The 25,111-nt window shown below is 68.4% G+C and carries 21 protein-coding genes; 10 read left to right on the top strand and 11 right to left on the bottom strand.

Annotated features, from left to right (window positions below; all coding sequences use genetic code 11):
- Positions 1-80: 80 nt before the first annotated feature.
- A complete protein-coding gene (locus Amac_RS38630) occupies positions 81-1,598 on the top strand; it encodes a PP2C family protein-serine/threonine phosphatase (protein WP_246268994.1) in 1,518 nt (505 codons plus the stop codon).
- On the opposite strand, the gene Amac_RS38625 is transcribed toward Amac_RS38630, so the two are convergent.
- Together Amac_RS38625 and Amac_RS38620 are read right to left on the bottom strand one after the other, a co-directional pair.
- Positions 1,595-3,343: a S9 family peptidase gene (locus Amac_RS38625; protein ID WP_155359380.1), complete on the bottom strand. Its 1,749-nt coding sequence runs from the start codon at positions 3,341-3,343 to the stop codon at positions 1,595-1,597. The two genes, Amac_RS38630 and Amac_RS38625, sit on opposite strands and share 4 nt — an antisense overlap.
- Positions 3,344-3,474: 131 nt before the next feature.
- Entirely contained in the window at positions 3,475-4,242 is a 768-nt protein-coding gene (locus Amac_RS38620; protein ID WP_344447837.1) for a putative RNA methyltransferase, read from the bottom strand.
- Positions 4,243-4,349: 107 nt separating this feature from the next.
- On the opposite strand from Amac_RS38620, the gene Amac_RS54000 reads away from it, so the two are divergent.
- Both Amac_RS54000 and Amac_RS38615 read left to right on the top strand, forming a co-directional pair.
- Positions 4,350-4,496 carry a hypothetical protein gene (locus Amac_RS54000; RefSeq protein ID WP_170322873.1) on the top strand — a complete coding sequence of 49 codons (147 nt, stop codon included), beginning with the start codon at positions 4,350-4,352 and terminating at the stop codon, positions 4,494-4,496.
- Between the two features lie 154 nt (positions 4,497-4,650).
- Entirely contained in the window at positions 4,651-5,400 is a 750-nt protein-coding gene (locus Amac_RS38615) for an MBL fold metallo-hydrolase (RefSeq protein ID WP_155359378.1), read from the top strand.
- Here Amac_RS38615 and Amac_RS38610 read toward each other — a convergent pair.
- A complete protein-coding gene (locus tag Amac_RS38610) occupies positions 5,352-6,581 on the bottom strand; it encodes an MFS transporter (RefSeq protein WP_155359377.1) in 1,230 nt (409 codons plus the stop codon). The genes Amac_RS38615 and Amac_RS38610 overlap by 49 nt on opposite strands.
- Positions 6,582-6,669: 88 nt before the next feature.
- Between Amac_RS38610 and Amac_RS38605 the strand changes: the two genes are divergently transcribed.
- On the top strand, positions 6,670-7,542 hold the full coding sequence (locus Amac_RS38605; RefSeq protein ID WP_155359376.1) for a TolB family protein: 873 nt from the start codon (positions 6,670-6,672) through the stop codon (positions 7,540-7,542).
- A 95-nt stretch (positions 7,543-7,637) separates the two neighbouring features.
- Here the strand turns inward: Amac_RS38605 and Amac_RS38600 are convergent, their stop codons facing one another.
- Positions 7,638-8,129 carry an NUDIX domain-containing protein gene (locus tag Amac_RS38600; RefSeq protein ID WP_218041546.1) on the bottom strand — a complete coding sequence of 164 codons (492 nt, stop codon included), beginning with the start codon at positions 8,127-8,129 and terminating at the stop codon, positions 7,638-7,640.
- Positions 8,130-8,299: 170 nt separating this feature from the next.
- On the opposite strand from Amac_RS38600, the gene Amac_RS38595 reads away from it, so the two are divergent.
- Positions 8,300-10,534 (top strand): MMPL family transporter, encoded by a 2,235-nt coding sequence (locus tag Amac_RS38595; protein WP_155359374.1) that lies wholly within the window; start codon positions 8,300-8,302, stop codon positions 10,532-10,534.
- A 35-nt stretch (positions 10,535-10,569) separates the two neighbouring features.
- Here the strand turns inward: Amac_RS38595 and Amac_RS38590 are convergent, their stop codons facing one another.
- Positions 10,570-12,381: a sensor histidine kinase gene (locus Amac_RS38590; RefSeq protein ID WP_155359373.1), complete on the bottom strand. Its 1,812-nt coding sequence runs from the start codon at positions 12,379-12,381 to the stop codon at positions 10,570-10,572.
- Positions 12,382-12,552: 171 nt separating this feature from the next.
- Here Amac_RS38590 and Amac_RS38585 point away from each other — a divergent pair, with 171 nt between their 5' ends.
- Both Amac_RS38585 and Amac_RS38580 read left to right on the top strand, forming a co-directional pair.
- Complete coding sequence (locus Amac_RS38585; RefSeq protein ID WP_218041545.1) at positions 12,553-12,906, top strand: hypothetical protein; 354 nt, start codon at positions 12,553-12,555, stop codon at positions 12,904-12,906.
- Entirely contained in the window at positions 12,858-13,250 is a 393-nt protein-coding gene (locus Amac_RS38580) for a nuclear transport factor 2 family protein (protein ID WP_155359372.1), read from the top strand. Before Amac_RS38585 ends, Amac_RS38580 begins: the two co-directional genes overlap by 49 nt.
- Here Amac_RS38580 and Amac_RS38575 read toward each other — a convergent pair.
- The gene (locus Amac_RS38575) at positions 13,234-14,409 is read right to left on the bottom strand and encodes an NUDIX hydrolase (RefSeq protein WP_155359371.1); all 1,176 of its coding nucleotides are present in this window, start codon (positions 14,407-14,409) and stop codon (positions 13,234-13,236) included. The genes Amac_RS38580 and Amac_RS38575 overlap by 17 nt on opposite strands.
- A gap of 9 nt (positions 14,410-14,418) precedes the next feature.
- Positions 14,419-15,279, bottom strand: a complete 861-nt coding sequence (locus Amac_RS38570; protein ID WP_155359370.1) for an aldo/keto reductase — start codon at positions 15,277-15,279, stop codon at positions 14,419-14,421.
- A 78-nt stretch (positions 15,280-15,357) separates the two neighbouring features.
- On the opposite strand from Amac_RS38570, the gene Amac_RS38565 reads away from it, so the two are divergent.
- Positions 15,358-18,513 carry an AfsR/SARP family transcriptional regulator gene (locus Amac_RS38565; protein WP_170322872.1) on the top strand — a complete coding sequence of 1,052 codons (3,156 nt, stop codon included), beginning with the start codon at positions 15,358-15,360 and terminating at the stop codon, positions 18,511-18,513.
- On the opposite strand, the gene Amac_RS38560 is transcribed toward Amac_RS38565, so the two are convergent.
- The 4 genes from Amac_RS38560 to Amac_RS38545 all read right to left on the bottom strand — a co-directional run bounded on the left by Amac_RS38560 (position 18,451) and on the right by Amac_RS38545 (position 22,382).
- Positions 18,451-19,293: an ABC transporter permease gene (locus Amac_RS38560; protein ID WP_155359368.1), complete on the bottom strand. Its 843-nt coding sequence runs from the start codon at positions 19,291-19,293 to the stop codon at positions 18,451-18,453. The two genes, Amac_RS38565 and Amac_RS38560, sit on opposite strands and share 63 nt — an antisense overlap.
- A complete protein-coding gene (locus tag Amac_RS38555) occupies positions 19,290-20,237 on the bottom strand; it encodes an ATP-binding cassette domain-containing protein (protein ID WP_155359367.1) in 948 nt (315 codons plus the stop codon). Before Amac_RS38555 ends, Amac_RS38560 begins: the two co-directional genes overlap by 4 nt.
- Before the next feature lie 92 nt (positions 20,238-20,329).
- Positions 20,330-21,049, bottom strand: a complete 720-nt coding sequence (locus Amac_RS38550) for an HNH endonuclease family protein (RefSeq protein ID WP_155359366.1) — start codon at positions 21,047-21,049, stop codon at positions 20,330-20,332.
- Entirely contained in the window at positions 21,036-22,382 is a 1,347-nt protein-coding gene (locus tag Amac_RS38545; protein ID WP_155359365.1) for an AAA family ATPase, read from the bottom strand. Before Amac_RS38545 ends, Amac_RS38550 begins: the two co-directional genes overlap by 14 nt.
- Before the next feature lie 594 nt (positions 22,383-22,976).
- Here Amac_RS38545 and Amac_RS38540 point away from each other — a divergent pair.
- Both Amac_RS38540 and Amac_RS38535 read left to right on the top strand, forming a co-directional pair.
- Positions 22,977-23,525 carry a hypothetical protein gene (locus tag Amac_RS38540; protein ID WP_218041544.1) on the top strand — a complete coding sequence of 183 codons (549 nt, stop codon included), beginning with the start codon at positions 22,977-22,979 and terminating at the stop codon, positions 23,523-23,525.
- A gap of 95 nt (positions 23,526-23,620) precedes the next feature.
- Positions 23,621-25,033: a PepSY-associated TM helix domain-containing protein gene (locus tag Amac_RS38535; RefSeq protein ID WP_170322870.1), complete on the top strand. Its 1,413-nt coding sequence runs from the start codon at positions 23,621-23,623 to the stop codon at positions 25,031-25,033.
- The last annotated feature ends 78 nt before the right edge of the window (positions 25,034-25,111 follow it).

Raw genomic sequence — 25,111 nt, 5'->3', positions numbered from 1 at the left:
CCAGTCTGTCACGTTCCGTGGAAGTAAGGCTCACGCTTGTCTGACTCCGCGTCAGCCCGAAGTGTGGTAGGCACGAGGGGGTGACGTCCACTCTACGTGCCGTCCTGGCCGCGTCTTTCGCGGCAGGGGACACGGCTGTTCCGGAGGTTAAGCGGTTCACGCACGAGGTGCTGACCGCGTGGGCCGCCATGTCCATGGTGGAGGACGCGCAGCGGGTGGCGGAGACCCTCGTGGCGGCGGTTCCGTTCGGATCCTTCGAAGTGCGGTGGCTGCACAAGGGGGACTCCCTCCAGATCGAGGTCAAGGAGATCGGGCAGGAGCAGTCGTCGCCGATCGACGCGCCCGACTGGGGGGTGACCTACCACGGCACGGACCGCACCCGGTGGGCCCGGCTGGACCTGCCCGGGGGAGTCGCCACGGAGGAGGTCGCCGAACGGGTCGCCGGACCCGGCTGGCTGGGGTTCCTGGCCGACGCCAGCGATCTGCTGGCCGGGACGCTCAACCCCGCCATGGTGCCCGCGATCATCGCCCAGATCGTGGTGCCCCGGCTGGCGTCGTGGTGTTCGGTCTACACGGCGGAGCAGCACGGCGGGCCGCTGCAGCTCGCCTACGTGTGGCACGCCGACGAATCCCGCACCGACGCGCTCCGGGCCGAGCTGGACGGGCTGGTGATGCCCGCCGGCGACGATCCCGCGGAGCTGAACGTGGCCGGGTGGCAGGCCCTGGGGTTCCCGCTCACGGCCCGCGGGCGGCGGCTGGGCCTGATGTGCCTCGGGCGCCCCGACAGGTTCCCTGACGAGGTCAGGCAGCTGGCCGAGGACCTGTCCCGCCGCTGCGCCCTCGCCCTCGACAACGCCAGGCTGTACGCCCAGCAGGCGGCCGCCAACCGGGCCCTGCAGCGCAGCCTGCTGCCGCTGGAGGAGCCCAAGGTGCCCGGCCTGGACTCGGCCGTGATCTACGAACCGGCCGGCGAGACCAACGAGGTGGGCGGCGACTTCTACGACCTGTTCCCGGTCTCCGACGGCGTCTGGCGGTTCGCCATCGGCGACGTCTGCGGCACCGGGCCAGAGGCGGCGGCCGTCACCGGCCTGGCCAGGCACACCCTCCGCCTGCTCGCCCGCGAGGGGTACGGCATCGCCGCCGTCGTCGGCCGCCTGAACCAGGCCATCCTCGAAGAAGGCGACCGCGCCAGGTTCCTGACCCTGCTGCACGGCGAGATCACCCTGGCCCACGGCGGCCTGGACCTCCGGCTGGTGTCCGCCGGGCACCCGGAGGCGCTGCGGCTGCGGCCGAGCGGCGTGGTGGAGACCGTGGCCTCCCCGCAGTCCCTGCTCGGGGTGTTCCCCGAGGTGCAGTTCGAGGCCGAGGCCGTCCGGCTCGGCCCCGGGGACGTGCTGCTCGGCGTGACCGACGGGGTCACCGAGCGGCGCGCGGGCCCCCGGCTGCTCGACGACGACGGCGGGCTCGCCAAGTTATTGGCCGAATGCGTGGACCTGTCCGCGCGGGCGGTGGCCGAGCGGATCCGCCGCGCCGTGCAGGACTTCGCGCCGGAACCGAGCGCCGACGACCTGGCCATCCTCGTCCTACGTGCGCCCTAGGGGCGGGCCAGCACCCGGTTGGCGAAGTCGATCTGGGTGCGCATCTGCCTGATGCGCTCCTCCACCACCCGGGAGGCGTGCGTGGCGTCGTAACGGTAGACGTTGTATTCGCTACTCAGGGCGTCCAGGTAGTTCTCGATCTGGCGGATCGGGCAGCGCGGGTCGTTCTCGCCGGCCAGCACCAGCACCGGGGCTTCGACCATGTCGGCGTAGGTGATCGGGGAGGAGGCCGTGTAGCGGTCGGGGAACTCGGCGGGGGAGCCGCCGATCAGCGCGCGGTGGTAGGCGCGCAGGCCCTCCGCCTCGTCCTCGTAGGCGGCCGTGTGGTCGGCGATCGGGACCGCGGCGATCCCCGCCGTCCACGCCTTGGGCTGGGTGCCCAGGCCGAGCAGGGTCAGGAAGCCGCCCCACGAGCTGCCGGACAGCAGCAGCCGTTCCGGGTCGGCGATGCCCCGGTTGACCACCCAGTCGCGTACGGCGGCCACGTCGGCCAGCTCGATGTGGCCGATGTCGCCGTGCAGGGCGTCACGCCAGGCGGAGCCGTACCCGGCCGAACCGCGGTAGTTGATGCGGATCACCGCGAAGCCGCTGTCCACCCAGGCGGCCACGTGCGGCTGGAAGGAGTCGTCGTCCTGCGCGGACGGGCCGCCGTGCAGCAGGAACACGGTCGGGTACGGCTGCGGCGTGCCGATCGGCCGGGACACCAGGGCGTGGATGCGCCCGCCGGGCCCCTCCACGTCGATGTCCTCCAGCGGCACCGACGGCGGCGCGGTCGGGCCGGGGTTGATCACCACATGGCCGTTGCTCGACCTGATCACCGGGGCCTGGGCGGCGCTGGACCAGGAGTATTCGACGGTTCCGTCCGGGCGGGCCACGGCGGCGTCGATCACGCCGTGCGGGGTGTCGATGGGCATCATGGCGCCCCCGGCCAGGTCGTACTTGAGGAGTTCGGTGCGGCCTCGGTGGTTGTGCACGATGAGCAGGGAACGCCCGTCCACATACCAGTCGGCGGTGACCTCGCCGGGCACCCGCAGGTAGATCTCGCGCTGCTCGCCGGTGACCGGATCCCACACCAGCGGCTCGTGGCGGCCGCGCCGCTCGTGCAGCACCAGCAGGCGGCGGTCGCCGAGCACGGGCGCGAACCTGATGCCGGTCACGCCCTTGCCGGAGCCGTCGCGCAGGTCGCCGACGACCGTGCCGTCGGACTTCAGCACGCGCAGCGCGGGGTGGCGCGAGTCGCCGTGCTCGCTGTGGTTGATCGCGATCAGCGAGCCGTCCAGCGAGATCCCGGCCACGGACGCGAACTCGTCGTGCTCGTAGAGGAGCTTGGGGTCCTCGTTCTCGTGCACGAGGACGACCTGGAAACCTTTGCGGCAGGCGCGGCCGATGGCGGCCGTGCCGTTCGCGGCGAGCCCGAGGCCGCATGGGTAGCCGGGGGAGACGTTGACGGGTTCGGCCGGGCCGCCGCCGAAGGGTTGGCGGATCCAGACGCCGTACTCGTCGCCGTCGGTGTCGGCGAACCACCAGATCCACTGGCCGGTCGGGTCCACGTCGCCGTGCGCCGTCCCGTTTGGACGGTTGGTTACCTGCCGGGTCTGCCCGGTGGCGCGGTCCCAGGCGTAGATCTCCCAGGTTCCGGAGGTGTTGGAGCGATAAACCGCGTGATGGGGGGCCTGGCGTGCCCAGACCGGCAGCGTCGTGCGTGGGGCGCGGAACCTGGCCTGCCAGCGTTCCTCGGCCTTCATCGGTGATTCCTCCCGGGGTCCGCCGTTAAGTATGTCTCGTCGGTCTCCAGAACGGCCCAGAAATTGGGGATGTTACGCGCGAATTTACGGCTAAAAGTCCCTCTGGTCACTAGGGTCACAACCGCGAGGTTTCACCCCCGTGGTCGCCAGCCTGTGATCAGCACCGACGCCCGCACCGTGACCGGATCCGGAAGCGCGTCCAGGCGCGTTTCCCGGTCATGCCAGGCGCTCGGCCCCATCCCGACGACCTCCGCGACCGCCTTGTGGCCAAGCTCCAAGTCAAATCCCAGCCGATCCTGTACGGCTATCGCGAACCAATCCCCCAAAGCCGCCGCCAACCGCCCTTCCTTGTCCTCCTCGACCCGCAGCAACCCCAGCCTCTCCACGAGCGGGCTCAGATGATCGGGTCCGGGCGTGACCGTCACCAGCATGCCCCCAGGTTTGAGCACCCGCGCGAACTCGCCGGGATTCCGCGGCGCGAACACGTTCAGCAGCACGTCAAGCGCATCGTCCTTGACCGGCAGCGGCTTCCACACATCGGCCGCGACCGCGCCGATCCGGGGATGCGCCCGCGCGGCCCGCTTCAGCGCGTGCTTGGACACATCCAGGGCAAGCCCGACCCCTTTGATGGCCTTGGCGAGATAGAACCCCGTTCCCGCGCCCGCGTCCCCCACGATCTGCCCCGGCCCGCAGAGATCGGCCAGCCGGGCGGCGATCGGGTCGTAATACCCGGCAGCGAGAAAATCATCCCTGGCCGCGACCATGGCCGGAGTGTCGGCCGTGCCCGGCCGCGTCGATCCGGTAAGAAGGTTGACATATCCTTGTTTGGCGATGTCAAACCCATGTTTATGCGTACAAACCACCGATTCGGGCAGCAAGGAGAAGGACCCCTGACACACCGGACAACGAAGCAGTTCCAATACGTCGACAAGCACCTGTTCAGTAAAACAGCAAGTCGACTGCAAGCCGCAGGGGGTGCAATAGGCACACCACTAAGGAGAACGAAATGACCAGGATCCGCCGCTGTTGCCCGCGATGCCACACCGTCCTCGACGAGGGCCCCATCCTCTACCGTTGCGCCCGCTGCCAGCGCGCCGTCTACGCCGCCGACCTCGACTTCGACTACCCGATCATCACCCGCTCAGCACGCTGATCAAGCGCCGGTGCCGACACCCGGTGGATGTCCTGCGGCTCAGTGCCAACCGCTGTACCCGCTCGACCGGCGCCTCGATGTCGTTCTTGCGGCGCGGGAATGATCTGCACCGCCAAATCAGGTTCTCGCGCGGTATCAAAGATATTGTGCGGTAATGCCGTACCAGCCGAGGGTCTTCGCGGGGGTCGAGGTGGTCGCGCTCTGCGACGCCGTCGGCCCGATGGGGGCCGCCATCAGCCGCCCGCTACCCGAACTCTTCCCTGGTGGGAGCTTCGCCGACGGCGAGGAGTGGATCCTGCACTTCCACTGCCACCTGCTCCGCGCGGCCGGCGGCACGGTCCTGGTGGACACCGGGATCGGCGGCCTGGACTCGCCCGCGTCCGGCTGGGCGCCGGTGCCGGGACGACTGGAAGCCGAACTCGCCGCGGTGGGCGTGACGCCCGAAGACGTGGACGTGGTCGTCCTGACCCACCTGCACAGCGATCATGCCAGCGGCGCCGTCGTGAACGGCGCCCCCGCCTTCCCCAACGCCCGGTACGTGATCCAGCAGACCGAACTCGACTGGTCGGGCGGCGGCCTGATGCGCGACCGGGTGATCCGCCCGCTCAAGGACGCCCTCCAGATCGTGCACCGCACAGCCGAACCGATCCCCGGCATCAAGGTCGCCCTAGCTCCCGGCCATACTCCTGGCCATCAGATCGTCGAGGTCGGCGACCTGATCATCTCCGGCGACGCCCTGCTCCACGAAGCCCAGCTCGCCGACCCGTCGATCCGCTACCTCTACGACGACGACCAGGAACTGGCCGTGAAGACGCGAACCGCCCTGGTGAACCGCGCGACCGTGCTGGCCACCGGTCACTTCACCAACCCGTTCACGCCGGTGCGATCAGGCGATACCGCCTGAGCCTGGCGCCGTGCCCGAGCCCGGTAGCGCAGCAGCTGCCAGATCGCGATCGCCCAGATCGGATACTGCGCCGCCAGGGCCAGCCGGAAGTCGCCGTGCACATCCAGGCCGATCCCGATCAGGCCCAGCAGGGTCACGGTGACCAGGAAGCCGCCGCCGTTGACGATGCCGGTGGCCACGCCGATGCGCTCGGCCGGGTTGAACGTCCGCGCGTAGTCGAAGCCGATCACCGAGCCGGGGCCGTTGGCGGCCAGCACCCCCATGTGCGCGATCAGCAGCCACCCGGGCGCGGGCCCCGGCCACAGCAGCACGACCGTCCAGGACGTGGTCGTGCTGGCGACGATCGCCAGCACCATCCAGGAGCGCCGGGTCGGGAAACGTCCGGCCAGCCAGCCGAACAGCGGGTTGTAGGCGAGGGACAGCACGGTGAGCGCCGTGATCAGGCCGCCCGCCGCCTGCGGGCTGAGACCTTGCTCCTTGACCAGGAACGGGTATCCCCAGAGCAGGAGGAAAGCCGCTCCCGACGACTGCGTCGCGGCGTGCGTCCACATCCCGAGGCGGGTGCCCGGTTCCGCCCAGGCGGCGCGTACGCCCCGGGCTTCGCCGGCACCGTCCGGACGGCCTTCGCGTAACCCCACCAGCACGACGATCAGCGCGAGCGCGCACAATCCGGCGGCGCCGAGGAAGGTGGGCGTCCAGCCGTACCGGTGTAAGGCGGTGATCAGCGGCACGGCCGCGGCGATCCCGCCGATGGCGCCGAGCAGGCCGGTGAGCTGGACCATGAGCGGGTTGCGGTGGGCCGGGAAGGAGAGGTTGATCATCCGGATCACGCTGATGAACGTCATCGCGTCGCCGCAGCCGACCAGCACCCTGGCGGCGACCGCGCCAAGCGCCCCGGCGGACAGGGCGAAGACCAGCTGTCCCAAGCCCATGATCAGGGCTCCGGCCAGCAGCATGCGTTTGGAGCCGAGCCGGTCGACCAGGATGCCGACCGGGATCTGCATCCCGGCGTACACGAGCAGTTGCAGCATGGCGAGCACGGACAGACCGGCCGCGCCGAGACCGAAGCGTTCGGCCGCGTCCAGGCCGCTCACGCCGAGCGTCTGACGTTGGAAGACGGCCACCGCGTACCCGAAAACGCCGACCAGCCAGAAAATCAGCGCCTTCCGTCCCCCCGCCATACCGACAACTTTACCTTTACTATATTTTTTCGGGATAAACGGGGTGGCTGGTTGGCAGTGCTGAGGGGAATCCAGCAAGATCTGGTGGATGAGAACCCGGATCTTGGCCGTCGCGGCGCTGCTGTCCCCTCTTGTCCTCCCGGTTAGTGCGGCCGCCGCGACCGCGCCCGTTTCCGGAGCGGTCTTCTATCGCTTCTCCGACAAGGCCGACATCTACCGCTACCTGGCGGGCAAGTTCACCAAGACCAGCGTCGACGGCGCCGGGCAGTTCTCCGCTTCGCCGGACGGCAAGAAGGTGGCCTGGGTCGACTACAACAGCAAGCTGCATGTCACCTCCGGCAAGACCGACAAGATCGTCGCCAAGAATGTGATCTTCGGGGCACCGTGCGCCACGCCGGTCTGGTCGGCCGATTCCCAGCGGCTGGCGTTCCCGATGACCGGCACCGAGAGCACCGCGCCGATCGGCGTGGTCAACGCCGACGGCACCGGCGCCAAGAAGGTCGGCCGCACCTACGGCGTCTGCCACCTGGCCTGGTCGGCGAACGGCCGCTACCTGGCCGGATACGCGGGCACCACGCAGGGCGTGCACCTGCTGGACGTGACCACGGGCAAGACCCGCAAGGCCGCCGGCATCAAGCTGGCCAACCACGTGCAGAGCCTCTCGCCCGACGGGCGGAAGGTCATCATCCACGCGCTCAAGCCGTCCGATGAAGGCGGCGACGGCGTCTGGCCGAGTCACTTCCGGCCGACCGTGGTGGACACGGTAAGCGGCGCGAAGCTCACCATTCCCGTCAAGGGCACCCTGATCGGCGCGATCTACCTCCGCGACGGCCGCCTGGCGGTCCGGGTCAAGGGTGCGACCCGGAACACGGTGGTCATCCTCAGCAAGGACCTGAAGACGGTCCAGCGTTTCGCCGAACCCGCGAACGTGCGCAATATGGGCCTGCTTCAGCTGCTCTAGACAGGAACCGTAGGGCGTTCAGGCCTGACAGGAATAGCTTCCCTATTTGTGAACCGTCGAAGCCATCGACGGGGAGGAGCTGCAAGCTTGGTCGTTTACGGCCGAGAAGCTGACCTGCTCTGAGGCCCCCCGGACAGGTAGAGGCACTCTGAGTTCCGCCGCGCCCGCTGGCTCGCCGTGAACCGCTCCAGCAGGTGCGGCGGCAGCAACTCGGCCGCCTGCTCCGCCGTGAAGAAGCCATACGCGTCCAGCTCTTCCTCCTGCAGCACGATGCTGTCCCCATTGGGCAGAGTGCCGCAGTCGAACATGAAGTGCACCAGCGCGTACGGCCGGTCGGTCAGCTCGGGCACCCAGTGCACGGTCAGCAACCGCCCGACCGGCAGCTCCAGCCCGAGCTCCTCCTTGACCTCGCGAGCGCACCCGGCCTCAGGAGCCTCGCCGTCGTCCACATGCCCGCCCGGCCACCCCCAATGGTCCCGGTAGTTGGGTTTGACCAGCAGGACGCGGTCGGCGGGATCGGTGATGAAGGCTCCGGATGCCGCGATCACTCGATACAGCCCGGCGTAGAACTCGTCAGCGGGGATCACGACCAAGAGCGTAGCCGGGGGTATCCCCCACCCTGATACTCGGGTTTTCCCCTAGACCTTCCGGACGAGAGGTGTAGCCCCTAGGCAGTACACCTGAATTGGCTGTTCAGGCGGATGTTTCTCAACTGATCCATTCCTACGGTTTAAAGAAAACGTAAAGGGGATCGGATATGAGAACTCGGAGAAACCTGGCCGCCACGGTCGGGGGTTGGAGCGCCCGCCACCGGTGGTGGGCGCTGCTGATCTGGGTGGGCTTTGTGGCCGCCGCGACCTTCGCCGGAAGTGTGGTCGAGACGGGGGAGATGCGGAGCTACGAGGGCGCCAACGGGGACTCCCGGGTCGCGGAGCAGATTCTGGACGAGGCGAACTACAAGAACGTGGCGGGCGAGGTCGTGTTCGTCCAGAGCGACACGCTCGTGGTGGACGATGCCGAGTTCCGGGCGGCGGTGGCGGCGGTCACCTCGGCGGTGAACGGCACCGGGCAGGTGGAGCACGTGCGCACGCCGTACGACGCGGAGCCGTCGCCGGTCAGCGCGGACAAGCGCACCACGCTCGTGCAGTTCGACATGAAGGGCGACGGGGAGACCGCCGACGAGCGGGTGCAGCCGGTGCTGGACGCGGTGGCCAAGGTCGCGGCCGCCCATCCGGACCTGCGGATCGAGCAGGCCGGTGGCGCCAGCGCGAACAAGTTGATCGGCGAGGCCATCGACCAGGACTTCGTCCGGGCCGAGCAGCTCTCGCTGCCGATCACGCTTGGCATCCTGCTGGCCGCCTTCGGCGCGCTGCTGGCGGCGCTGATCCCGGTGGCCCTGGCGATGACCGCGATCTTCTCGGCCACCGGCCTGCTCGCGCTGACCAGCCAGCTGCTGCACGTGGACAGCGCCACCACCAACGTGATGCTGCTGGTGGGCCTGGCCGTCGGGGTGGACTACTCGCTCTTCTACATCATGCGGGAGCGTGAGGAGCGGGCGAAGGGCCGGGACAAGCGCCGGGCCATCGAGATCGCTGCGGCCACCTCCGGCCGGGCGGTGCTGGTCTCCGGCATCACGGTCATCGTGGCCATGGCCGGGATGTTCCTGACCGGCAACGGCGTCTTCATGGGCTTCGCCGAAGGCACGATCCTGGTCGTGCTGACCGCGGTGGTCGGCTCGCTGACCGTGCTGCCCGCGTTGCTCTCCCTGATCGGCGACAAGATCGACGCTCGGGTCGTCCATGGCACCGTCCGGGTCGCGACGCGGGGGCGCGTGACATGGCGGCGCATCCTGGGCGTGCGCGGCGGCGAGAGCCGGTTCTGGCACGCGGTGCTGAGCCCGGTGCTGCGGCACCCGGTGCTGGCGATCGTGGTCGCCGGCGGGCTGCTGATCGCGCTGGCGGTTCCCGCGCTCGGCCTCAAGCCGGGCCCGACCACGATCGACGACTTGCAGGGCGACTACGCCATCGCGGAGACGTTCAAGTCGATCGAGAAGGCGTTCCCCGGCGGCAACGAGCCGGCCGTGGTCGTGGTCAAGGCCGCCGACGTGACCACCCCGGCGGTGACGTCCGCGATCGAGAACTTCAAACGCGAGGCCTTCGCGACCGGCGAAGCCAACGAACCCTTCAGTGTCACGATAAATCCGGACAAAACGGTGGCGCGGATTGATATCGCGATCAAGGGCAGCGGCACCGACGAGGTGTCCGAGCACGCCATCCACACGCTGCGGGAGAAGGTCATCCCGGCCACCCTCCCCGGCGCCAACGTGACCGGCAGCACGGCCGGTTCGATGGACTTCAACGACCAGATGGTCAGGACCCTCCCGCTGGTCTTCGGGTTCGTGCTCCTGCTGGCCTTCCTGCTCCTGCTGATGTCCTTCCGCTCCCTGGTGGTCGCGATCAAGGCCATCGTGCTCAACCTGCTCTCCGTCGCCGCCGCCTACGGCGTGCTCGTCCTGGTCTTCCAGGACGGGTACGGCGAGAGCCTCCTCGGCTTCCAGTCCACCGGAACCATCACCGACTGGCTCCCGCTGTTCCTGTTCGTGATCCTCTTCGGCCTCTCGATGGACTACCACGTCTTCATCCTGAGTCGGATCCGGGAGGCGTACGACAAGGGCATGCGCACCGAGGACGCCATCCGGCACGGCATCACCAGCACGGCGGGCGTGGTGACCAGCGCCGCGCTCATCATGGTCGCCGTCTTCGCGGTCTTCGCCACCCTCTCCCTGCTGTCCTTCATGCAGATGGGCATCGGCCTGGCCGTGGCGATCCTGATCGACGCCACCATCGTCCGGGCGATCCTGCTCCCGGCCACCATGAAGCTGCTCGGCGACTGGAACTGGTATCTGCCGCGCTGGCTCGGCTGGCTTCCGGCTCTCTCGCACGGCGACGACGACGAAGTCGCGTCCCCGCCGAGGGAACCCGCACTCGTCTGACCCGCCCTGAAGGCCTCGTACCCGGTACGAGGCCTTCAGGCGTCGATGGCCGCGGGGCGTTCGATCAGCGACTCGGGGATGACCACGATCCCGGTGGTGCCGCCATAGGGGGACGGGCGCAGGCTCACCGTGATCTGGTTGCGGTGGGCGAGGCGGCCCACCACGAACAGGCCGAGCCGGTCGCTGTCGGCGAGATCGAACTCCATCGGCCCGGCCAGACGCTCGTTCATGGCCGCGAACTCGGCGCCGTTCATGCCCAGACCCCGGTCCTCCACCTCCACGACCACCCCGCCGCGCCCGGGCTCGGCCCGCACGTAGACCTTCGTGTACGGCGGCGAGAAGATCGTCGCATTCTCCAGCAACTCGGCGATCAGGTGGATCACGTCCGCGACCGCAGCCCCCGACAGCGACACCGACGGCATCGGCAGCACGGTCACCCGCCCGTAGTCCTCCACCTCGGCGAGCGCGCCGCGGACCACGTCCACGATCGGGACCGGCTTGCGCCAGCCCCGGCCCGGGACCGCGTCGGAGAGGATGATCAGGTTCTCCGCGTGGCGGCGCATGCGGGTGGTCAGGTGGTCCAGGCGGAACAGGTCCTCCAGGGCCTCCGGATCCTCCTCGCGGCGCTCCATCGTGTCCAACTGGGTGAGCTGCTTGTGCAGCAGCGACTGGCTGCGCCTGGCCAGGTTGAGGAAGACCATGCCGACGCCCTTGCGCAGCCGCACCTGGCCGGCGGCGGCCTCGATGGCGGTGCTCTGCACCGTGTTGAGGGCCTTGCCGACGTGCTCGATCTCCAGGATGGCGTCCGGCATGGCCGGGACCTCGCCGGGCTCCTCGATCTCCTGGCCCTGCTGGAGCTGGTCGACGGCGCGCGGCAGCCGCACGTGGGCCAGGTTGAGCGCGGCGGTGCGGAGCTGGGTGAGCTCGCGGGTCAGGCGGCGGGTGAACCGGACGCAGATGATCACGGTCATCACGATGGCGACCAGGCCTAGGCCGCCCGCCAGGCCCACCCGCAGCAGCACGCCGATGGCGGCCGGGGTGACCCGGGCCACCAGGCGGTCCACCGAGGCGACCTGGTTGCGCTCCACCTCGGTCCAGTAGAGGTCCACGACCACCTGGGCGTCCGGGGGTGCGGTGCCGGCCGCGACCTTGTCCTCCAGGGCCAGGAAGTTGGCCTGGGCCTGGGTGGGCGCGTACGGCGCGGCGAGTTCGGCGTCGAGTTCGGCCAGGGCCTTGCCGTACTGGAAGCGGCGGGTGGCGGAGGCCTGGTTGAACGCGGCGCGGGCGGCCGGGTCGAGGCCGCCGACGATCAGGGCGCGCTGGCGGGCCAGCAGCTCCTTGGCCTGGCCGAGCGAGGTGACCGCGCGGGCCTGGCGGTAGATGCCGGTGTCGGGGACCAGGATCATCGTGTCGTACATCCGGAAGGTGACGTCCACGATTCCGTTGTAGGCCTCGATCACGTGCAGCCGGGTGTCGCCCTGGTCGGCCTGGGCGCGGATCTCGTCCAGGCCGTCGAGCTCGTCGAAGACCGCGGTCACGTGGGGTTTGAGCTTCTCGTCGACCTCCAGGTCGCCGGCCAGCTTCCGGAAGGTGCCGACGGCGGCGTCGGTCTGGGCGCGCTGCTTTTCCAGCGGGCTGCCGGCGACCGTGAGCAGGCGCTCGTGCTGGAGCTCGATCACCACCTGCTCGGAGGGCGTGGCGATCGCGTTGACCAGCGAGTTGATCTGGAGGAGCCGCATGCCGTCCACGCCAGTGATACCGGCGGCGAACGCCCAGAGGGCGATCAGTGCGACCAGTGCGGGAACGACCAGGATCACAACCTGGAACCGGATGGGTCGAGTACGCATACCGTCCCTGACAGTTTGTGGTGGAATGCACCCCCAGAGATCATCGCTGAGGCTACACCCATTGGAGCGCTCGTGCCCCGATCATCTTCGGGCTGGACCATGGCCGTTTTCGGCATACTCGCTTTCGCCCTCGGTATCCTGGGCCTTCTTTCCCCGTCAACCCTGCTCGGCATGCTGGGCTTCGAGGCGCTTGACCAGCGCGCTCCTGGCGATTACACCCTCGTGTACATGGCGGCCTCCTCAATGGCAGCCATCAATATGGGGATTTATTACGTTTTCGCCGCCGCATCTGAGTTCCGATCGTTCTACCTGTGGACGGTTCCGTTCCGTCTGCTCACCTGTACGGTTTTCACCATCCTCGTCATCACCGAAGCCGCGCCGGCGGAGTTCCTCGGCGTCGGCCTCTGGGAGGGCGCGGGCGCGCTGATCACCGGCGCGGCGCTGTGGATCGAGGCCCGTCGTGGTGTCATAACCCGATGGATCCCCGAGAGGCAGCCGGCCGTTTCGCCCGTACCTGGCAAATAGGCTGGACCACCCACGACACCGCTCTGCTCGCCGCGCTGTACGCCGACACCTGCGTGCACCGCTCGATGCCGTTCCGCCCGGTTCACCAGGGCAAGACCGAACTGACCGAATACCTGGCCTGGTCCTTCGCCTCCGAAGAGATCGTCCAGGTACGGTTCGGCGAACCCCTGGTGGACGGGCGTACGGCGGCGGTGGAGTTCCTCGTCCATGCCAACGAGGACGGTCAGCCGGTCACGCTGGCCGGGTGCGTCTTCGTGACCTTCGACGACGAGGGCCTGGTCACGGAGTCACGGGACTACTGGCATACGACCGAAGGGCATGTGGAGCTCACCAGGACTCGATGAGCGCGCGGTCGCGGGCGGGCATGCGCAGACCTTTGGGGACGCTGTCCGGCGGGGGCGTCACCGTGAAGACGAACCTTCTGCCGGTGACTCCCGTCGAGCTCACGTAGTCGGCGGCGCCCGCGTAGCTCGGCGGTCCAGGATGCAGGCGCGCGATCGCTTGCTCCAGACTCTCACCCGGCCGCACGATCGTGGACGGCAGCCGATCGTTCTCCGCGTCCGAGATCATCAACACGCCACCGTCGACCGCCGCGAGAACGGCCACGGTCAGTTCCTCGCATTTGGATCGCGCCGCTTCGTCCCGCAATTCGGCCAGTTCGGGCCGCTCCCAGCCGTGCAGAGAGAACCCCCCTTGGGCTTGGATGCCCGCGACGACGGCTGGAAGCGTGTTTGCTGGGAGCTCCGACACCGGAAACCAGGCGATTTTTTCGCATTTATCGGGTTCTGCGTTTATGGGGGTGCCTGACCAGGACCGCGCGACGAGGAAGAAGCCGATGCGGCTTGCGCAGCCTGGGTTGCGGTGGTGCATGACGTGGACGACATCGAGTTCGCCGACCTCGATTCCGAGTTCTTCCCTGGCTTCGCGCGCTCCGGCGGCGAGCACCGATTCGCCCTCGTCGAGATGGCCGGAGGGCATCGCGCCCCACTCGCCGTCCGCGTAGCCGGTGTCGTGACGCAGCCCGAGCAGCACACGATCCCCGTCGAACAGCAGGACGTGCACGTCCACGACCGGGCGATATCGTCGCCGCGCGTCCACCAGCGAGGGGAGGACGGCGGCGTTCTCGATGACGAACTCGCGCAACTCCGCCGGGACGAAGTTCACCGTGCCGACGTCCTCGGGGTGAATGCGCTGGATTTCGTGGCCGCTGTTGTCGTGTTCGTTCCGGCGGGACAGATCCATCTCGACCAGGCGGGCCACGTAGACCGTGCTCCGATAACCGGGTTCGACCCGCGAGAACACCGGCACGACCGGGCCGGCGGTCGCGCCGAGTTCCTCTTCGAGTTCCCGTCGTAGCGCCGCCTCCGGGGAGGCGTCCGTCTTCTCGATTCCCCCACCCGGCGTGATCCAGTACGGCTCGCGTCCCGCTTTATCCCGCCTGAACAGGACAAGCTCCTCGCCGTCGAACAGAAGGGCGCGGACGCTGTGCCGTACTGGATCCATAGGGTTTGATTATCCGCTCAAACGAGCCAATTCCTCCGGGGTGAGCTCCAGGTCGAGCGCGCCCAGCGAGTCCGTGATCGTGTCCGGGTGGCTGGACCCCGGAATCGGGATCACGATCGGGCTGCGCGCCAGCATCCACGCCAGGCAGACCCGCTGCGGCGACACCCCGTGCGCGTCCGCGATCTCGCCGAAGGCGGCGTGCGCGCTGCCCAGCTGCCGCGCCGACCCCATCCCGCCCAGCGGCGACCAGGGCAGGAACGCCAGGTTCAGCTCCTCGCACACATCGATCTCCGGCTCGCTGCTCCGGAACCGGGGCGAATACTCGTTCTGCACGCTCACCAGACCCGGCCCGAGGATCTCCGCCGCCTCCCGGATCTGCGCCGGATTCGCGTTCGAGATTCCGGCGGCCCGGATCTTCCCCGCCTCCAGGAGCTCCTTCAACGCGCCGATACTCTCCGCGTACGGCACCGAAGGATCGGGCCGGTGATGCTGATAAAGCGCGATGCTGTCCACACCCAGCGCCTTGAGCGACCTCTCACAAGCCTCCCGCAGGTACATGGGACTCCCGTTCAACCCCCAACCGCCCCCGGCCACCCGGGTGTGCCCGCCCTTGGTCGCGACCAGCACATCGTCGGTGTCGCCACCCCAGGACGCCAGCGCCGTTGCGATGATCCGCTCGTTGTGCCCGACTTCGCGATGCGAGGGCGTGTACGCGTCCGCGGTGTCGATCAACGTCACTCCCGCGTCCAGCGCGGCGTGCACGGTCCTTACCGACTGGGCTTCATCCGGCATATGCCCCAGAACCGACATGGGCATCGCGCCAAGACCAATGGCGCTGACACTCACGGTACCGATCTCTCGCGTTCTCATACGTCCCACCTTGCCAACTGGAGTGGGCTCCAGGTCAAGCTGCCCGCCCTATCCCCATCGAGTGGCAGAGTGGCTGGTATGCGAGTGAGCATCCTCGGGCCGCTCGAAGTGGTCGCCGGGGGCGAGGTGTCGACGATCGGCGGGGCCAGGTTGCGGGCCCTGCTGGTCCGGTTGGCCATCGACGCCGGGCGGGTCGTGACGCTGGACCAGCTCACCGAGGCGCTGTGGGGCGAGGCGGCGCCGGCGGACCGGGCCAACGCGCTCCAGTCGCTGGTATCCCGGCTGCGCAGGGCGCTGCCGCGGGCGGAGCCGCTGCGGTCCGCGCCGGGTGGCTACCGCCTGGACGTGCCCAGGGACGACGTGGATCTGTACAAGTTCGAGCGGCTCGCCAGGGAAGGGCGGCGATGCCTGGAGGCGGGGGATCCGGGCACGGCCTTGGCGCGGCTCGACGACGCGCTCGGGCTGTGGCGCGGGCGTCCGCTGGCGGATCTCGCCGAGGCGCCCTTCGTGGACGCGGCGATCAGCCGGTTGGACGAGTCCTGGCTGTCGGCCACCGAGGACCGCATCGAAGCCCGGCTCGCGCTCGGCTCCCCGGCCGGGCTCGCCGCCGACGTGGCCGAACTCGCCGCCAAGCATCCCCTGCGGGAGCGGCTTCGCGGCCTGCTCATGCGCGCGCTCTGCGCGGAAGGACGGCAGGCCGAGGCGCTGGCGGGCTACGACGAGTTCCGGCGGCTGCTCGCCGACGAACTCGGCGTCGACCCCGGGCAGGAGCTCCAGCAGACCTACCTCGCCGTCCTGCGCGGCCCGGCCACTCCCGTACGGCGGTCGCGGGGGAATCTCCGTACCGCGCTGACCAGCTTCGTCGGCAGGGACGACGAGATCGCCTGGATCGGCGCCAGGCTCCGGCAGGATCGGCTGGTCACGCTCGTCGGCCCCGGCGGCGCGGGCAAGACCCGGCTCGCCGTCACCGTCGCCGCCGGGCTGCCCCAGGCCGCCTGGCTGGTCGAACTCGCCCCCGTGACCAATCCGGCCGACGTGCCGCAGGCCGTGCTGGGCACGCTCGGCCCGGCCTATAGCGGCGGCGCCAAGGACGACTCGATGGCCCGCCTGGTCGAGACGCTGTCCGGCGCCGAGACCGTGCTGCTGCTCGACAACTGCGAGCACGTCGTGGACGCGGTGGCCCGCCTCGCCGACGAGATCCTCGGCCGCTGCCCGCGCCTGCGCGTCCTGGCCACCAGCAGGGAACCTCTGGGCATCCTCGGCGAGACGCTCTACCCCATCCCGCCGCTCCGCCTGCCCACCGCCGACGACCTCGGCCCCGCCGTCCGGCTCTTCGCCGACCGGGCCGCCGCCGTCTCGCCGGGCTTCGCGCTCACCCCCGCCAACACCGGCCACGTGATCGAGATCTGCGGCCGCCTGGACGGCCTCCCGCTGGCCATCGAACTGGCCGCCGCCCGGCTCCGCGTCCTTACTGTCGAGCAGGTCGCCGCCCGCCTGGACGACCGGTTCCGGCTCCTGACCGGCGGAAGCCGTACCGCGATGGCCCGGCACCAGACGTTGCGCGCGGTCGTCGCCTGGAGCTGGGACCTGCTCACCGGCGCGGAGCGGCGGCTGGTGGCCCGGCTGGCCGTCTTCCCGGCCGGATTCACGGTGGCCGCCGCCGAATCCCTGGGCGGCACGCTCGACCTGGTCGCCGCCCTCGTCGACAAGTCGCTGCTCCAGCTCGTCGAAGGCCCCCGCTACCGCATGCTGGAAACCATCCGGGAGTACGCGCTGGAGCGCCTGGCCGAATCCGGCGACCTGGTCGAAACCCGGGCCGCGCACGCCGCGTACTTCCTGGACCTCGCCGAGACCGCGGAGCCGCACCTGCGGGGCGGCGACCAGATGACCTGGATCACCACCCTGGACACCGAACACGCCAACCTGCTCGCCGCCCTGCACTTCGCCGCCGACCGCGGCGACGCCGACACGGCGGTACGGCTCGGCGCCGCGCTCAGCCAGTTCTGGTTGATCCGCGGTAAACGCAGCGAATCCGCGGGCTGGCTGCGGCTCGCTCTCGACGTCCCCGGCGAAGCTCCCGCGGCGGCCCGCCAGATCGCCACCGCGCTCTATCTGATCAACTCCGCGGTCTCGGCCAACTTCGCCAAGCTCGCCAACACCATCGAGGAGCTCGAGGAGCTCGCCGGTCTGTCTGGCACGGAGGGGAGCCATCCGCTGCTCCTGCTGATCGAACCGGCTCTCGCCCTGTTCACCGACGACACCGCGCGCGGCCTGGAGCGCATCGGCGCACTACTCGACCACCCCGACCCCTGGGCCCGGGCGACCCTGCACCTGCTCCGCGCCTTCATCCGCGAGAACGACGGCGACCGCTCGGGCATGCACGTCGATCTGACGGTGGCCGTCACCCTCTACCGCGAGATCGGCGAACGGTGGGGCCTCGGGCACGCGCTCACCTCGCTGGCCGACGTGCTGCTGGTGTCCGGCGACTTCGACGGCGCCATCGCCGCCCTGGAGGAGGCGATCACCCTGGTCCGCCAGCTCAGCCCCGACGACGACGCCGGGCACCAGCGGATCTGGCTGGCCCAGGTGCGGGCCCAGAAGGGGGACGTGGCCCGGGCGCGGGCCGAGCTGGAGGAGATGGCGGTGCACGACATGCGGGAGTGGACGGTGCGCAATGTCGTCTTCGCCCGCCTTGGTCTGGGGGATATCGCCCGCTGGCTCGGCGATCTGGACGAGGCCGCCCGCCAGTACGACCTGGCCGTCGCCGAAGTGACAGGCCTGAACGAGATGCGACTGCTCGCGCCGCAGTTCCGGGCGCTGATCCTGACGTCCCGGGCCCACCTGGCCGTGGAGATGGGCGACCTGGAGGCAGCGGCGGAGCTCGTCGACCAGGCGGCCAACCTGACCATGATCGCGAAGGATATGCCCGTGCTGGCCAGGGTGGGGGTCGCCGCGGCGGCTGTCCAGGCCAGGCGTGGCGAGCCCGCCCGGGGCGCGGTGACGCTCGGGGCGACCGAGCAGCTGCGCGGGGCGGCGGACCGGCTCAACACCGAAGTGGTCAGAGTCTCCGGCCACCTGGCCACCGTCCTGGGCGAGACCGCCTACGGACGGGCGTACGCGAATGGCGTCGCGCTCGCCCGAGCCGACGCCATCGCGCAGGTGCGGTGCGGCTCAAGTCCTGCGGCGGTAGGCGCGCACGGCGAGTGGCGCGAAAACGGCCAGCAGCAGCACTGAGAACGCCATGCTCCAGGTGATGTGCGACCCCACCGGGCCGCCGATCATGAGCGCCCGCGACGCCTCCATCGCGTGCGAGACCGGGTTGATGTCCACCCAGGTCTGCAGCCAGCCCGGCAGCGTTTCCTTGGGGGCGATCATGCTGGTGCCGAAGGTGAGGGGGAACAGGACGAGGAAGGCGATTCCCTGGACTGAGCCGGGTTCGCGTACCAGCATGCCGACCAGGACGAAGACCCAGCTCAGACAGAACGCGAACACGATCGTCAGCACGATGGCCAGCAGTGCGGACAGCGGATTGGTCTGGATGCGGAAGCCCATGATGGAGCCGGTGATCATCAGGGAGATGGTCGCGACGACGTACCTGATCAGATCGCCCATAACCGAGCCGATGAGCGGCGCGGATCGTCCGATCGGCAGGCTGCGGAACCGGTCGAACACGCCTTTTCCGATGTCGGTGTTGAGGTTGACGCCCGTGGCCATGCCGCCGAACAGCACCGTCTGGACCAGGATGGCGGGCAGCAGGAACTGCAGGTAGTCGTGGGTGGAACCGGCGACGGCTCCGCCCAGCAGATACACGTACAGCAGGGTGAAGATGATCGGCTGAAGGGTCACGTCGAGCAACTGCTCCGGCGTGCGAAGCGTCTTGATCAGGCTCCGCCTGCCCAACGCCAGGCTGTGCCGCACCAGCCCGAACGGCCGCTCCACGGTCCGCACCGCAACCGGCCGGGCCATGGTCGTCGTGCTCGTTTCCCTGTCCGTCAGTCGGGATGTCTGGGTCATGCCGCCTCCTCCTCGGTGTGGCGGCCGGTCAGGGTGAAGAAGACCTCATCCAGGCTGGGGAGGCGCAGCGAGAGCTCGGTGACGACGATGCCCGCGTCGGCGAGCCGCCGCACGATCTCGGTGAAGGCCGCGTCGCCGTCCACGGGCACGGCCACCACGCCCCGGGTCGGCGAGTCGGCCGGGCGTCCGGCCACCGACGCGAGCACGGCGGCGGCGTCCCCCAGCCGGGCCGGATCGGCCGGTCTGGCCAGCACGGTCTGCCCCCCGACCACCCGCTTGAGCTCGGCCGGACTCCCGTTCGCGATCACCTTCCCGTGATCGATGACCGAGATGTCGTCGGCCAGCGCGTCCGCCTCCTCCAGATACTGCGTGGTGAGCAGCACGGTCACGCCGTCCCCCACCAGCGACCGGATGATCGTCCACACGTCGTCCCGCTTGACCGGGTCAAGACCCGTCGTCGGCTCGTCGAGGTAGAGGACATCGGGGCGACCCACCAAGCTGGCCGCCAGATCAAGCCGCCGCCGCATTCCCCCCGAATACGTCTTGGCCGTGCGATTGGCGGCCTCGGCCAGCCCGAAGTCGTCCAGCAGCTCCGTCGCCCGGGCCTTCGCCTCCGTCCGCCGCAGATCCAGCAACTGCCCGATCAGGACGAGGTTCTCCATCCCGGTCAGATCCTCGTCCACCGAGGCGTACTGACCGGTCAACCCGATCATCCGCCGCACCTTGGCCGCCTGCCGCACCACATCCAGCCCCCCGACCGCGGCCCGCCCCTCATCCGGCCGCAACAGGGTCGCCAGAATCCGCACGGCCGTCGTCTTCCCCGCCCCGTTCGGCCCCAGCACCCCCAGCACACTTCCCTGCCGCCCACCCAGATCGATCCCGGCCAGCGCGGTCGTCTTCCCATACCGTTTCACGAGGCCTTCCGCCTCGAACGCGAATGTCATACCACCAGCCTGGCCACCCCCACTGTCATCGACCGCACAGACCGCTGACACGAGGCAGGCACCCCTGTGCGGCATGGGATCCCAGCGAGCGGCTACAGGAGTTGCGGGAAGTCCTTGAAAGCCGCCAGGACATCATCGGATAGGAACAGCTCGGGATTGTCGGAATTGACGAAAAGGTTGGCCATGGCCGCTCGGACCGACTGAAAAGGATATTCACGCAGCGCGGCCAGGATCTTGTCGGCTGAGTTCGACTTTCCGAGTCGAACCGCTTTCGCATAGGCTGGTATCAGGCATTCAATACTCGTCCAGGCGTTGATTCTGCCTGCCGTGCAGATATCGCGATTCAGGCCGCACACGTCGATCGTGGTGACGCCTTTCGGGTCCAAACCAACGTAGAGTCCTGTGGTTGGTGAGAGCAGGAGATGGAACGAAGGGTCGTCTTTGGTCGGATCGATGAGAAGCGGCTCGTTGTGTGCGTCAAGCGGAAACTTCGTCCGCTTGTAGTTGCTATTGCAGCGTGTGCAGGCCAGCAGATAATTCAGCCACGAGAAGGCATGCTCCGGAAAGCTGGATTTGGGTCTGAAATGTTCGATATCCGTGCCCTGGCTGTCCTCACAGTACATGCATCGTTCAAGTCCTGAACTCATGCTCGCGAGAACGGCCTGTATCTCGTTCTTGAGGCCACGATCGAGTCTGGTCCACAACGCCTGCGCTTCATGCTTCGGATCTTCCGCGGCGGCCACTCGCCTACCCAGATCGACCAGCTTGCTCTGGGTGGCGTCGCTCAGGGGGAGCCGGTCAATCTTCTGCATCGTCGAGACTTAGCGTGAGTTGCTGAATGGCGCTCGCGACATCCGCGGACGGAGTTCTGGGTAGCTTGGACTTCAACTCCTTCAAGCGGGCCGCCTCGGCGGGTGATATGGGTTCGGCAACCGCCTTCCTTTCGAGCGAAGCCGCCTCACGCCGGAGAGCCACAGTCTTCTCCGAGAAGGGTGTGTCAAGGCCGAAGAGGTCGGTTAGGACGGCATCGTCCGCCGTTCCATTGACGACTCGGTTGAAGAGTTCGCCCGTGACGATCCGGGCAGGTTCCGTTTCGCCTGGCGCGGCCAGGCGTACGAGCCCTCTGTCATCGGCTGCCTGGCAAATGAAGGGACTGTGCGTGCTGACGATAAACTGAATGTTGGGGAAATGGTCCTTCAGCCAGAAACCAATTCTCTGTTGCCATGAAACATGGAGGTGGACGTCGATCTCATCGATCAGCACCACCCCTTCGTGGCCAAAGGCGATATGCGGGGAATCTTTGATTTCTTTGAGGTCACCGTAGGCGTGGTAAAGCTGCTTCACCAGGTCCAGAACCAGGGCCGCGACAGTTCGATATCCGTCACTCAAAGATCTCAGCGGGAGTTCAGCACCAGCGGGAGTGGTGACCCACAATCCTTCTGACGTGACCCGGTCAACCCGCATTCCCTCGGGGAGAAGTCCATCATCAAGAAGGCGAAGAACGGCTTGCTCCACCTTTTCCGCAGCCGGCGCCCCTTCGAGCCGGCGCAGATAGAGTTGTTGCAGCCATTGGACGGATTCCGACAAAGACGCCTCTTCGCGGAAGAGACTGGCGAGACTTGCCGGACGACCGGGAGTCATCATGAGGCGCTGAGCCTCTGTGGGGGCAAGCGAGAGTCGCCGGAATGGCCCGTAACCCGCGAGGAACCATCCCTGCGGGTTTGCCGCCCAAGGGCCACGCACGGGATTCCAGGGTTCTGTTTTCGTTCCGCTGATCTTCTCGATGGAAGGTTCAGGCCCCTCGTGCTCGCGTGTCCACGTCAATCCGGCCCAGGGGTTGAAGTCGGGTTCTTTCCCGGCGAAGTGATCGAATTTCGAGAATCGGAGCCGAACTTTTCCCTGGGCTTCCCGTGCGCCCTCGCGAATCCAGTCGGAGAAGGTCTCCCGTAGGGTGCGGGCTGCGGAAGGTCCTGCGACAGCTAGGGCGACAGCCTGGAGAAGTGACGACTTCCCCGCACCATTTCGCCCGGCGATAACAATCCAATGGGGAAGGCTGCCATCGGGCCGGGCAAAGTCCAGAGCGACCCCGGTCTCCTTCTCGCCGAATCCCTTGATGTTCTCTAGAACAAGCTCGCTAATTAGCATCTGCGCTGCCTGACGTAAGTCTCAATAATAGTCGTCTCCGGATCTGCATTCCGGAAGCTGTGCCATTGGCATTCGTAGAATATCGCCACTCGGCATGGCTGCTGTTCCCCGGCTGGACTCTGAGCAGTGTCGCCCGACGCCCTCTATCGCTTGCCCCGTTTCTGATCGTCGGTGCCGTACAGTCGGGCGGGCGATCGCCCGGTTCGCGTATCCGCAGACCGACGCTAAGCGGGCGATCTCCTGGCTGAACCAGACCTGCCGCGTGTGAGTGTTTGGTCGACGATGCCGGGGCTGAAGCTCCTTCGATCGCCCTAGTTTCCGGAAACTATCACTTCGGCGGGCCGATTCTCCAACAGAGATCGGTATGACACTGTTTGGTGGAATTCGGCTGCCGCGCACCTGGCCCTCTGCCGTCGATGATCGGGGCGTCTGAGGGTCGATGCGTTGAACCGAGCCTGATCGCGCTTCGGGCGTGAATGGTTCAACCCGGACCAACCGAACCGGAGGCCCGTGGGCTGCGTATCTTTGCGCGTGGGTGGTGGTCCCGGGAGATTGGATCTTGCCAGGCTGATCGTTTCTGCGAGCATGGGGGGCGTGGACAGCGGTCGGCCCATGTTTCGTGCCCTGCGTGCCGGGGTGTTCGCCGTTGTCTGCGTGTTGACGTCACTGGGGATGCACGTGCTCGCGGGTGGGGCTGGTGTCCGGCCGGTCACGTTGGCTGGGGCGGCGGCTGCGACTGGGGTGGGCGCGTTTCTGCTGGCCCGCCGCCGTCGGGGGTTCGCCGCCTTGCTTCCCGCCGCTTTCGCCGCCCAGTACGGCATGCACCGCCTCTTCGGCGCCGGCGCCGTGGTGGACACGGACGGGCACCACAGCGGTGGCCTGTCGACCGCCTTGGGCATGGTGCTCGCGCATGCGCTCGTCGCGACGCTGTCGGCCTGGTGGCTGGAACGCGGCGAGAACGCGCTCGCCACCCTGATCCGCCTGCTGGCCTGCTCGCTTCTTGACCTTCTCCGTCTCCTCGCCGCCACTCTGGTCGTCATTCCGGTTCGGTCGGTGGCTCCGATCACCGGCCCGGCTCCCGCCATCACGGGCAGCCAGATCTTCACCTGGACGCTGTGCCGCAGGGGCCCACCGCGTCACTAGGTCTTTCTCGCTCTCTCTAAGCCGCTGTTGTCGCCGCGGCCATTCCGTCATGGCTTCCATGACGTCCCCCTGCTGCTCTCCCCATGGAGAAACTCATGACCTCGGTCGAGGTGCGCCCGGAGATCCCCTCCGTGGCGCCGGCTGCTTCCTCGCAGCGCTACCGCGCCTTCTGGCGCTGGCATTTCTATGCCGGTCTCTTCGTCGCTCCCGTGCTTTTCGTGCTCGCCGTGACGGGCGGGATCTACCTGTTCAAGGAACCCTTCGAGGAGTGGAACTATCAGGACGTCCGTACTCTCGCGGAACCGGTCGGGAGCGCGAGGCCGCTCGCCGAGCAGGTCGCGGCGGCGCAGCTCGCGCGGCCGGGTGTGCCGGTCATGTCGGTCATCCCGCCGGTCGCGCCGGACCGGAGCACACGCGTGATCATGGAGGGGGCGGAGTCGGGGCCGTGGGCGCAGGGCGTCTCGGTGTATGTCGATCCGTCGAGCGCCGCGGTGCTCGGGCAGATCGACGACTCGGCCACGTTCATGCGGATCGTCAGAACCGTTCACGGCGAGCTCATGTCGGGCGTGGTCGGGGATCGTGTGGTGGAGACCGCAGCCTGCTGGGCGCTGATCCTCGTGGCCACCGGCACCTACCTCTGGTGGACCAGCCGCGCCCGGAAACGGCCGCGCCGCTCCGGGCGGGCCCGGCTGCGCCGCCTGCACACGCTGACCGGAGCATTCGCCGGTTTCGCGATCGTATTCCTGGTTCTGTCAGGTCTGCCGTGGTCCGGCGTGTGGGGCGACGGCGTTCAGCGTCTCCAGGACGGCCTCGGTTCGGGATACCCGAGCGTCGAGTCGTCCTCCACGCTCTCCGGCGATCTCTCCACCAACCCGGACGCCAAGGTCCCGTGGGCGGCCGAACGTCTGCCGGTGCCCAAATCCCACGCGGGCCACGGCTCCGCGACCGGCGTCCTCCAGCCTGGCGCCATCTCCATCGAAAGCGCCCTCGCCACCGCCAGACCGGCCATCCGGGACTGCCCCCCAGCCGAATGCGACGTCAAGATCCTTCTTCCTGACGGCGCCGAGGGTGTCTACACCGTCGTCACCGACCCTCGCCGCGATCCCGCCGCCGCCCAGACCCTGCACATCGACCAGTACAGCGGCCGCCTCCTCGTCGACTTCGGCTGGAACGAATACGGCCTCATGGCCAAAACCGTCGAACAGGGCATCGCCCTCCATGAAGGCCGCCGCTACGGCACCGCCAACCTGATCGTCATGCTGGCCGCCTGCCTGGCGCTGATCACCCTTATCGTCACCGGCGTCTGGATGTGGTGGAAACGCCGCCCCCACGGCCGCGCGGGCGCTCCGGCGCGGCCGACCAGCCGCCGCACCTCGTACGCGGTGATCGCGATCATGGCCGTCCTCGGCCTGCTGTTCCCGCTCGCGGGCATCACGATGCTGGCCGTGCTCCTCCTCGACTGGCTGGTGATCCGCCGAGTCCACCGCCTGAACCGGATCTTCGGCTGACGCGCGATCGTGCCCGTCCGACGGCAGGGCGGGCACGATCCCCAGCACCTCTCGCCCCGGACTACCGAAACAGACATA

The organism is Acrocarpospora macrocephala, from assembly GCF_009687865.1.
Taxonomy (GTDB): Bacteria; Actinomycetota; Actinomycetes; order Streptosporangiales; family Streptosporangiaceae; genus Acrocarpospora; species Acrocarpospora macrocephala.
Note: the sequence above shows the minus strand (reverse complement) of the source record. Positions and strands in the feature narration are given on the sequence as shown.